6 protein-coding genes and 1 pseudogene are annotated in these 8,932 nt (G+C 40.6%); 3 read left to right on the forward strand and 4 right to left on the reverse strand.

Annotated elements, in window-relative coordinates; all coding sequences use genetic code 11:
* Positions 1-129: pseudogene (locus ACTQ53_RS16625) on the reverse strand (IS1380 family transposase); the annotation flags it as partial.
* A gap of 519 nt (positions 130-648) precedes the next feature.
* On the opposite strand from ACTQ53_RS16625, the gene ACTQ53_RS16630 reads away from it, so the two are divergent.
* The 3 genes from ACTQ53_RS16630 (at position 649) to ACTQ53_RS16640 (ending at position 5,442) form a co-directional block, all read left to right on the forward strand.
* Positions 649-3,156 carry a hypothetical protein gene (locus ACTQ53_RS16630; protein ID WP_153124218.1) on the forward strand — a complete coding sequence of 836 codons (2,508 nt, stop codon included), beginning with the start codon at positions 649-651 and terminating at the stop codon, positions 3,154-3,156.
* Positions 3,157-3,220: 64 nt separating this feature from the next.
* Positions 3,221-3,892 carry a hypothetical protein gene (locus ACTQ53_RS16635; protein ID WP_217760654.1) on the forward strand — a complete coding sequence of 224 codons (672 nt, stop codon included), beginning with the start codon at positions 3,221-3,223 and terminating at the stop codon, positions 3,890-3,892.
* A 293-nt stretch (positions 3,893-4,185) separates the two neighbouring features.
* Entirely contained in the window at positions 4,186-5,442 is a 1,257-nt protein-coding gene (locus tag ACTQ53_RS16640) for an ATP-binding protein (RefSeq protein WP_441934344.1), read from the forward strand.
* On the opposite strand, the gene ACTQ53_RS16645 is transcribed toward ACTQ53_RS16640, so the two are convergent.
* From ACTQ53_RS16645 to ACTQ53_RS16655, 3 genes are all read right to left on the reverse strand, one after another.
* A complete protein-coding gene (locus ACTQ53_RS16645) occupies positions 5,416-6,795 on the reverse strand; it encodes an MATE family efflux transporter (RefSeq protein WP_441934346.1) in 1,380 nt (459 codons plus the stop codon). The two genes, ACTQ53_RS16640 and ACTQ53_RS16645, sit on opposite strands and share 27 nt — an antisense overlap.
* A gap of 57 nt (positions 6,796-6,852) precedes the next feature.
* On the reverse strand, positions 6,853-7,254 hold the full coding sequence (locus tag ACTQ53_RS16650) for a hypothetical protein (RefSeq protein WP_441934348.1): 402 nt from the start codon (positions 7,252-7,254) through the stop codon (positions 6,853-6,855).
* Between the two features lie 97 nt (positions 7,255-7,351).
* The gene (locus ACTQ53_RS16655) at positions 7,352-8,644 is read right to left on the reverse strand and encodes an ATP-binding protein (RefSeq protein ID WP_089543334.1); all 1,293 of its coding nucleotides are present in this window, start codon (positions 8,642-8,644) and stop codon (positions 7,352-7,354) included.
* Positions 8,645-8,932 lie beyond the last annotated feature (288 nt).

Consider the following 8,932-nt stretch of genomic DNA (forward strand, 5'->3'; position numbering starts at 1 on the left):
AAACATAGTGCATCTCAATCCCAAGGTGGAATCTATGGTTTGAGCTAAAAGAGCATCAAATTGCTCCATAATAGAAAAAATTCCTCCAAAAGGAGTGAGTTTCTCAGATTTTATTTGTACTTTTGCCATGTCATTCAGAGTTTTATTTGTTTTTTATTTGCAACACTAAGATAAGTGAAATTTCTGACATGGCAAAATCCTGAGCAACTTTTTGTTGCTCAGGTGCTTATAAAAAATATTAAATTATAGTGTTGCGGAATTAAGGATTTTGAAAAAAGTAAAAGTTCGATGATTGGCTGTCTCTTGATTTGAACTAAGGGGTTTCTACTAGGGTGACCATAAAGAGGCAGATGATAACAAAGTTTATGGCAAAAATTAATGAAAGACCAAGAAAGAAATTGAATTTCTCAACACCAAAGGAGTGCTTTTACAAAAACATTTAGTAATTTTGCACTTGCTTGTTGAATTCGCATTCGCGTTAATGCAAAGAGAACCGCAAAAGTAAAAAAAAGAACAAATAGAGGGCTCGTAATGTATAAAATAATATAAATTATCAGGCTTTAAAGAACAATTATGCTTAAAACACCTTTATATTTGCACTTGGATTTAATTCCACAAACATAGTATTAATTTTAATTTGATTTTCGTATGAAAAAGATTTTTTTAAGACCTAGAAATAGGCAAAAAACCAGTTATTACAAGAGAGCTTCACAGGAGTTTTACTTGTGTTCTTTTAATCGTGTTCTTACAGGTAGGTGTCACTCTGGTGATGAGAACGGGAAAACTTGGTTTGAAGATGCAGAATTGGAGGCTGTTGATGAGTCAGGCAATCCTGTATCTGGTGTGATTAGGGTTTCTTCGGAAGAATGGTCAGAATGGACAAAAGAGTCCTCAGGACAAGGTTTTGATGCATTGAATAATCGTGTTCTTGTAGGACGAGAACATAAAGGTGACGAAAATGGCCTAACACGGTATGCGACTGCAATTGTTCGATTTAATGACAATAATTGTATGACTGCTGATAGGGTTTCTTCAGACTCTATTAAGGAATCAAAAGGTATTTGGTGTTGTTCGGATTCAGAAAGGGTTATGACCGGAAGGCATCATACTGGTGATGAAAATGGATCAACTTATTATAATTATTCAAAGCTCTATTCTTTGGAACCATCTACAGAACCAGCACCAAAAGGAACAATAATAGTACCTGATAAAAGGACACAAAGCGAATCTATGAAGGAAAGTAAAAGCTCCTTCTTATGTCCGTCAAATATGGTGTTGACCGGAAGGCTTCATTCTGGGGACGAGAATGGCAATACTATTTATGAATATGCTTCTTTAAAGGCAATTTCTGCTAGCGGAGAAGTTATTACTGATGCAGATATTACTGTTCAGAATGTAACATGGGTAGAGTATAAAAAAGAGTCAACAGGAGAAGGATACGATGCACCTTACGGAAAAGTAATTGTTGGGAGGAAACATTCTGGGGATGAAAATGGTAGCACAGCTTATGCCATTGGAGATGTCTTTTATAATGGACATCCAACGTTTATTAGTGGTTATCATGTCTCTGCACCTAAAAAAGAGTCGGATGGTATTTGGTTTAAGACCAATGATTATTATGTAATTACAGCACGCCATCATTATGGTGATGAGAATGGAACAACTTATTATGGATTGGGAATGATTGTGTGTGATGAACCAACCAAGCCTGATGAGAGAATCGTATTGCATGTGAAAATGCATTCGGAAGATCCATATTTCCCAATGAATCCTGTAGATTATATCCATTTATCAAGATTGCGCCGCCATGTAAAAGGTGGTACAGATTATGGTTATAACAAAATCACGAATACTTTTGTGAAAGGTGATTCGCATTCTTCAGAGTATTATGATATTCCTTTGGGTGTCATAATGAATCAGCATACTCCTTATGGAAAATATGAATTGATGAATCTTCGTCCTCACGATCCAAATAGTTTTGGAAAAGGGGAAGTCTTTTTGCAACCAGATGATCATTTGACAGGTGATTCAGATCCAAACTACAGAGTACCATGCATTGTGCATTATGCAAATGAAAAAACCATATCTTATTGGTTCTTCTTCGGATATGATTATGCTAAGGATGTTACAGGTATTGTAAGTGGAAGTCATCAAGGGGATTGGGAATGTGTTACTGTAAGTTTAGATGGTAATGGTAAAATAACTGGGGCAAGTTTGAGTTGTCATTCTGGTGCGAATTCTCATCCTGCAAATGAATTAGAGATAGTACATGGTAAAAAGGATGAGTTGACGGTATATTGTGCTAAGGGTTCTCATGCATTTTATAATAAGCCGGGGACATATTCTACAGTTAATGTCTTAGGTGTTACCCTTTCTCATGATCATGCTGATAATATGGGATATGATTGGGTGGCAACCAATTGCGTTGTTTCCTTGACCAATCCTTCTCAAGTTTGGAAGTATTTTGCCGGAGCTTGGGGAGAAGTAGGTGAACAGAATATGACAACGGGACCTCTTGGACCGTGGCAAAAGTGTGGGGAATTAGAAATCATGTCAAAATCGCATAATAATCCGACGATCAAGTCGCTTATACAAGAAGACCAAGTATTGTTGGTGATTGATGATGAAAAAGAAAAAGTTGAGGAATCCAAAAAGGAAAGTCTAGGCGGCGAGTGCTCAGTTTCTAATCATAAAAATACACAAATATTATATACGTATTCTCATGATGGTGATGAAAATGGAACAACGACATATTATTTTGCATCTTTAAAAGCTGTTGATATAAACGGAAATGAAGATTGTAATAATATTACTGTTGAGGATTTAGAATGGACTGAGTGGCATAAGCAAAGTGAATCGCAAGATTTCTTTATGACTACAGAGATGCAAGGTAAAAATAGTTATTCTAGAATCATTACGGGTAGAGAGCATAAAGGAGATGAGAATGGTATGACTAGGTATCAAACTGGATTGCTGAAATATAAAGGTAAATTGGTGAAAGTTATTCCATATCCAAATGCTGATATGTGTGTATATTCTAGCCATAAAATAATGGTATATCCAAAGCAAAATCTCGTTATTATAGGAATAAAACATTCTGGTGACGAGAACGGTATTACAACATATTGTCAAGGATATATCGTGGCTGATAAATAAAGTTTATAATAAGAGGAAACCTATTTCAACCCAGATAGGTTTCCTCATAATCTGTTTAAATGTTATGAATGGACTTGTAAAAAACTTATTGTTGTTATTTTGCTTTGTATTTATAGGAGGGACATTCTTCGCTTGTCTTAACGAGGATTGGCGATATCCTGATTTCCATCGGGCAGTTTGTAATGTTCCTAAATTTTATGATGAAAAACAGGGAAGTTATAAGGGAGAAGTCTTTTTAGTAAAAGCAGATTCTTCCTTGGACACAACATTTACTTTTATAGAAGTAAAATATGGTAATTATGCTGATAAAACGATAGAGCTAAAAGGATTTCCAATAAAATGCTTCCTTCAGCAATTAGATGAAGAGTTACCTTATAAAATTCCATCTAGCATGTTGGATAGGCAAATTAATCTCAGATATAAGTATTATCTCGATGGGGTAGTATATGAATGGGATGGAGATAGTATTGGTCCCAATTATAGAGAACATTTACATACGAACATAAAATCGGGATTTAATGTATATAATGATAGCATATATGATGAAGATAAAACTCAAAAACTGAAATATTCTATTGCAGCATATTGTGTATATGATGAGAGTAAATTTAATGATTATGACATCATGACTCTTAAATTGAGATGTTTAGAATTAAATGATAGTATAATTGAGCAACCTTGGTACAGGAAGATTGCTAAAATCGAAATTGGCAGAAGAATCGTCACGGAAGAGTGAATTTTGCTCCTTGGTATAATTTATGCACAATTCTAATCTATAGTCGAGTTATCCGAAAATTCTCAACATCAAAGGAGTGCTTTTACAAAAACATTTAGTAATTTTGCACTTGCTTGTTGAATTCGCGAAGCCTAAAAGCATCGAGATCGTGTTAAAAATGATGTTTGTCGTCTATAAACGATAAAATATATGTATTATCATCGTCTATAAACGATAAAAAGTTGCTGTTTTTATCGTCTATAAACGATAAAATGTGTATCTTTGCACCGGATTCAGTAAAAAGAAAGGGAATTATGACGAAGGATTTGATTAAATTACTGATAATAGAGTATCAGGCTTATGTTACTCAGGTAGAACTGGTTCATCGTGACGTAGAGCTCATGGATGGACTGAATTACGTGTTTGTAGGATTGAGACACGCAGGAAAATCGTATCTGATGTATCAGCTCATAGCACAGCTGCTGGAACAGGGGCATAAGCGGGAGGAAATCCTGTACTTCAACTTCGAGGATGACCGTATTGACTCCTTGGATGTGACCGACCTTGACCTGATAAAAACCTGTTATGAAGAAATGTATGACAGTCGACCTATCTTCTTCCTCGACGAGGTTCAGCTGGTAGATAGATGGGAAAAGTTTGCCCGCAGGTTAGCAGATCAGAAATATCAGGTTTACATCACGGGTAGTAATGCCAAGATGTTGAGCAGCGAGATAGCGACAACACTCGGTGGCAGGTACATGATACATGAGGTGTATCCCTATTCCTTTGCCGAATATCTGAAGGCGAGCGGTATTGATGTAAAGGCAAAGAATGCCCTCTATGCTTACGCTAAGGATATTGTAAGACTCTCTAATATCTATTTCCTGCATGGAGGTTTGCCTGAGACGGTGGGGATGAAGGAGCCGAGGTCGTGGATGAGCAATCTCTTCAGCAAAATCTTCTTCGGTGATTTGGTGGCTCGATATAAGATTCGTAACGACTATGCTCTGCGAGTAATGATTCGCAAGATGGCAGAAAGCGTGAAGCAGCCATTATCTTACAGCAGAATAGCCAGCATCGTGAGCAGTACCGGCAAAAAACTCAGTACGGATGCCACGATAGATTATGTCGGCTACATGGCTGACACCTGGCTCATTTTGCCGTATGAGAATTTGTTCGGAAAGTTGCAGGACAAGGAATCCAACCGCAAGTATTATTTTACGGACAATGGTTTGCTTCATCTTTTTCTTGTAGATGCAGACACTTCGTTGCTGGAAAACATAGTTGCCGTCACGCTCAGGCGGAAATATGGTGACGGCAGCTATTTCTGGAACAGCAGGAATGCCGAGGTAGATTTTGTGATTCCGGAAGAAGAATTGGCCATACAGGTTTCCTACTCTATGGCAGAGCCCGATACTTTCCGGCGGGAGACAGATGGGCTGATCAGGCTTTCTTCTGTCCAGAATGTCAAGCGGATGATTGTTGTGACAAAGGACGAGGAGGATATTGTAGAGAAGGATGGTTGCCGCATAGAGATAATCCCTCTATGGAAATGGCTGCTGGAATTCTGATTCCTTCTTCAGATGCTTATACAGCCACAGGAAGGCGGGAATGAGGAAGAGATCTGCCATGACCCACGCTACTGGGTCGCCGAAGCAGACACCCGTCCATGCCAGGGCAGGCACCAGCCAGAGACTCACACCGCATCTCGCTATCATTTCCATTACGCCACTCAGCATCGAGAGATTGCTGTAACCCAGGCCCTGGATGCTGTAGCGCAGGATGGTGAGCAAGCCCAGACAAGGATAGAAATAGTTGGCTATGCGCATAAACTGAGCAGCATAAGTCACTACTTCAGCCTCGCCCTTATCCACGAAGAGCATCATCATCTCGTCGGCAAACGGATAGATGAGCAGGAAGGTGAAGACGAAATAAACCAGCATCATCCTGATGGAAGCCCTTACGCCCTGCCCGATTCTATCCAGCTTCCTGGCTCCCAGGTTCTGACCGCAATAGGTAGCCATCGCCACTCCGATATTCTCGAATACGCAGGTAAAGAGATATTTGATGCGCATAGAGGCAGTAAATGCAGCCACATAAACCGTTCCCAGAGCGTTGTTCGCACTCTGCAGCATGATGAGGCCGATGGCAGTAATAGAGAACTGCAGACCCATCGGAACGCCGTTGTTCAGCAGAATGCTTATCTTCTTGTTGTCGAATTTTCTTTCTTCTCCCTTCGGAATCAGAATCTGCATTTTCTTCTTGATAAACCAGATACAGAGCAGCACGGAGATTCCCTGTGAAAGCCAAGTGGCAATACCTGCTCCCTCTACACCTAACCCCATACCGAGAATCAGAATGGCATCAAGAATAATGTTGATAACGGAAGCTGTGATGAGGAAATAGAAAGGCTGTTTCGAGTTGCCCAAGGCACGAATCTGACCGGAGAGCAGGTTGTAGCCTATGGTGAAAGGAATTGCCGCAAACTGCAGCATCAGGAAGATGTAGGCATCATCGAACACCTCCTTCGGCGTATTCACCAGATGCAGAATCTTTCCGCAGAAGATGCAGGAAAGAAAGGTGATGACCACGGCAAACACCACGGCGATGCGGATGCTGTTGCTCACGTAAGCCCGCATCTTGGCATAATCCTTGGCGCCGAAAGCCTGGGCGATAGGGATGGCAAAACCGGCACAGGAGCCGTTGCAGAAGCCCATGATGAGAAACATGATGGAGCTGGATGCGCCTACTGCCGCAAGTGCTCCCACGCCAATCCATCTTCCCACGATGGCGGCATCGATGATGAGGTACATCTGCTGAAGGATGTAGCCCAAGATAAGTGGAATTGCAAATTTGATGATGGCTCGCAAGGGCGAACCTACAGTCATGTCGTTTACTGACTTTGAACTTTGAGTTTTGACCATTGAACTTTATGATTAGTTTTTGTTATCCTAGAAATATAAAAAAGGAGGATGCACTCTTTATTTGAGCGCATCTCCAATCTTTTGTTTGATTTCTGCCATTTTGTTACGGCGTTCGATGGAGAACGTATCTCCGTGGGTTTCCACATAATCGAAGAGCATGAAGGCCTTGTTCAGGAGTTCATCTCTTGTGGGCTGTCCCACCATGTCAGCCTCGTGATAGTAGAGTTCGGCAAGCATATCCATCTTGGAGAGTCGCTTCTCCTCGTCCTCTATTCCTGCCATCGCTTTCATCACATCCTCGATGGTGGCTATGCTGTAGAAGGCGTAAGGGCCCACGTATTGATTGTAGAGTTCCCTGATCTTCTCACGTCTCTCCTCCACCTCTTTCTTTTCGAGCATTCTTTCGAGTGCCGCCATAAACTCGCGAATCAGTCGCTGTATGTAGTCACGTTGTAGCATATTTTTTTTATTTTGTTGTTATTGTTGCGTTATCTAATAGACTCATTGGTATTGCCATGACTAAGGCAAATTTCAGGGAGTATTGTGAGAAGAGTTCCTAGAAACTCTCCTCTACCCCGTACAATGGAACATTCTTCATCCACTCTTGCTCCTTGTATGGCGACATGGAGAAGCGGATGGCTCGCAAGTCGGGATGGGCGTCAAAGAAGGCGCGAAGTGACTTGGAACGCAGGTTCTCTTCCGCTTTTACCTCTATCGGAGTTATCACCCCTTGGTGCTGGGCAAGGAAGTCTATCTCCAAGCGAGCGTCTTCCCTACTATAATAATAGGTGTAAATGTCCTGTTGACATAATAGCTGGGTAAGGACGTAGTTTTCCGTGAACGCCCCCTTGCTCTCCGTCATGGCTTTGTTGGAGATGAGCATTTGGGCAGGTTCCATCTCGCTTAGCGCACCCAGGAGGCCGACATCCAGGAGAAACAGCTTGAAGGCATTGAGGTCTTCGTAAAACTTCAAAGGCATTCCAACTTCTCTTACTCGGGAAATGCGATAGGTGAGACCTGCATCCACCAGCCATTGTATTGCCATCTCAAAATCCTTGGCTCGTGCTCCGCTTCTCACCGCTCCATAGATGAACTTCTTGTTTTCCTTAGCAAGCTGAGAAGGGATGGATTGCCAAACCATGCTGATGCGAGTGGCTTCATTTGGGCTGACATGCTTCGACATGTCACTACGATAAATGGTGAGAATGTTGTTCTGAACCTGTCTGACGAGATTTGCATCGTTAGTTGCAAGATAAGTTTTCACAGCCTCAGGCATTCCTCCTACAAAATAATATTCTCTTAATATCTTGATGAGTTTATCATGAAGTAATGTGATGGTCTTCCAGTCTTTACTTTTCAATATGTTCAGCAACTGTTCTTCGTCTTTTGCCATAAGAAACTCTTCGAAAGACATAGGGTAGAGTCGAATGATATCAACCTTTCCCACTGGAGCGGATTCTCCTTGGTGCATGGCAACGCCTAAAAGTGAACCTGCTACAGCCACATGGTATTCTGGTGCATTTTCACAGAAATACTTCAGCGAGGAAAGTCCCTTGTGAAGTTCTTGTATTTCATCCAGAATAATAAGCGTTTTGCCAGGGATTATAGGCTGTTTGCTAATGGCTCCGATAACCATTAGGACTCGCTTCATATCATAATCTTCTGCAAATATGTTGGCAATCTCAGAGTTTCCATCACAGTTGATGTAGGCAACGTGGTCATATTCCTGTTTCCCAAACTCCTGGAGGATATAAGTCTTGCCTACTTGTCTTGCTCCTGATAAGATTAAGGGCTTTCTGTAAAGGCTCTCTTTCCATGCTTTTAATTGTTCTATGATCGTTCTTTTCATCCTTACATACATTTTGAAGTTGTTAATGATGTTAATAACCTGCTGTTATGATGTTTAAACAGCTCTGTCGGTTGCAAAGATACACTTTTTTACACGATCTTCCAAATGTTTACAACACTTTTTTACACGAACTTTCATCGTATGCATACACTTTTTTACACGAACTTTCCTCGTATTTGTAGCAGTTCCCCAAAGTGGACACAAAAAATGATTATTAATTATTTATATTTTTAAAAGTACACATATCTATCAAATTTCGTTCCTTTTCATTTGCAAAAGTAGACAATC

It is taken from the genome of Prevotella sp. Sow4_E9_plate, from assembly GCF_052116205.1.
Taxonomy (GTDB): Bacteria; Bacteroidota; Bacteroidia; order Bacteroidales; family Bacteroidaceae; genus Prevotella.

Coding starts and splice junctions, on each gene's coding strand:
- ACTQ53_RS16630 (WP_153124218.1), top strand. CDS start 649: ATGAAAAAGATTTTTTTAAGACCTAGAAATAGGCAAAAAACCAGTTAT.
- ACTQ53_RS16635 (WP_217760654.1), top strand. CDS start 3,221: ATGAATGGACTTGTAAAAAACTTATTGTTGTTATTTTGCTTTGTATTT.
- ACTQ53_RS16640 (WP_441934344.1), top strand. CDS start 4,186: ATGACGAAGGATTTGATTAAATTACTGATAATAGAGTATCAGGCTTAT.
- ACTQ53_RS16645 (WP_441934346.1), bottom strand. CDS start 6,795: ATGGTCAAAACTCAAAGTTCAAAGTCAGTAAACGACATGACTGTAGGT.
- ACTQ53_RS16650 (WP_441934348.1), bottom strand. CDS start 7,254: ATGCTACAACGTGACTACATACAGCGACTGATTCGCGAGTTTATGGCG.
- ACTQ53_RS16655 (WP_089543334.1), bottom strand. CDS start 8,644: ATGAAAAGAACGATCATAGAACAATTAAAAGCATGGAAAGAGAGCCTT.